Raw genomic sequence first — 1,480 nt, forward strand, 5'->3', positions numbered from 1 at the left:
CAGGCTTATAGCCGCAGAGGAAACCACCAGCTGAGCTGGTGGTCATGATTTTTGGTCAGTTTTGCAAACTGGAAGTTATATATCTCCTTTTAGGCGCACTAAAGATTTCTTTGTTTCAAATCCATCTGGATATCGCCTCTTTAATTTATCAATATTTGCTTGAAAAATATCTTCAAGAGATATATCTAGTGCTGTCGCAGCTTCTGCAATATACCAAGCTACATCTCCAAGTTTCTTTACCAAATGTTCCTTGTCCAATTCATGTCCTTGAGCCATCCATTTTTTTACTATGTCAATGGCTTCTCCTGATTCGCCACATAATCCCATTACACTATTTATTAATACGTCTCTTTTACTTAGTTCAGGATTTAAAGTAGTCATTGCCAATTCCTGATATTCATTAATGTTCATTCTAATTTCCTCCATAATGTGCAAATTCAAAGTTTCTGTTCCTTACAAATTCCAAATTTATAAACCTGCCAGATAATCAGGACAATTAAAATTGATTGGAGAACTCTCTACACCTTTCGTTGATCCGCTCATCAACACAAAGTTGTTTTACACGATTTTTCTCTTTTGTTATACTAAAAACAAAGGAGGATACAGCATATGAAAGAAAATAATTTTAGCAGTAGACTGTCAATGTTTCGTCAAAATAAAAATATGACACAGGAAGAATTGGCAGAGCGAATGGGGGTTACACCACAGGCACTTAGCAAATGGGAACGGGGACATAGTTTACCGGATATTTTATTACTCAAGGAACTTTGCCGGATATTAGAAATCAGCACAGACGATTTATTGGGGATAGAAAATCGGAAAATAACAGAAAACGGAAATGATTTAGCACAAAAAGAAATCTGGCACAAATTACAAAATTGTTTGGAGCCATTGGAGTGTATTTTCGGAAAAGATTTGGTCCCTGCATTTTTGGATGGGACATATCAGGAAAAAATTGTAGAAGCAAGAAAAAAATTAGCGGGCGAAGGAATCCTAATGCCGTTGGTACGGATACGAGATGATGAAGGGTTAGCCTCCCGTGAGTTTGCAATCTTGTCTTATCGTCAGACTTTGCGAAAAGAGTCGGTAGAAACAGAAATCAAAGACGCTAGTTATATCGTAGAGCGTTTAGAAAAGACCGTAAGAGAAAACTATGCCCACATTCTCAATCGGGATTTGGTAAAAGACATGGTAGAGAATCTGCAGAAAAAATATCCTGCACTTATTAGGGGCGTTGTGCCGGAAAGGATTTCCTATGGGTATCTGACCGATGTATTTAAACAATTGCTAGAGAGAGGACTTGCACCATGGTATTTTAGTAAAATAATTGAAATTATGGATAGTGAATGTCGAAGAAATCCGACAATCACCGAAGAGGAGTTGGTGTGCACAATCGGAAAAAAATTGCAGGAGAAGTAGCGCTATCCTTCTTGAGTTTCCGCAAAGCACATTAAAAAAAGTGGATGACTTTAATTAAAAC

The 1,480-nt window shown here is 37.3% G+C and carries 2 protein-coding genes; one reads left to right on the forward strand and one right to left on the reverse strand.

Annotated elements, in window-relative coordinates:
- Positions 1-75 precede the first annotated feature (75 nt).
- Positions 76-411 (reverse strand): nucleoside triphosphate pyrophosphohydrolase family protein, encoded by a 336-nt coding sequence (locus DW005_RS13590; RefSeq protein ID WP_117480192.1) that lies wholly within the window; start codon positions 409-411, stop codon positions 76-78.
- Between the two features lie 198 nt (positions 412-609).
- Here DW005_RS13590 and DW005_RS13595 point away from each other — a divergent pair, with 198 nt between their 5' ends.
- Positions 610-1,419: a helix-turn-helix transcriptional regulator gene (locus tag DW005_RS13595; protein WP_117480193.1), complete on the forward strand. Its 810-nt coding sequence runs from the start codon at positions 610-612 to the stop codon at positions 1,417-1,419.
- Positions 1,420-1,480 lie beyond the last annotated feature (61 nt).

Source organism: Clostridium sp. AF36-4 (assembly GCF_003435975.1).
In the GTDB taxonomy this organism is placed as follows: domain Bacteria; phylum Bacillota; class Clostridia; order Lachnospirales; family Lachnospiraceae; genus Eubacterium_F.

Coding starts and splice junctions, on each gene's coding strand:
- DW005_RS13590 (WP_117480192.1), bottom strand. CDS start 411: ATGAACATTAATGAATATCAGGAATTGGCAATGACTACTTTAAATCCT.
- DW005_RS13595 (WP_117480193.1), top strand. CDS start 610: ATGAAAGAAAATAATTTTAGCAGTAGACTGTCAATGTTTCGTCAAAAT.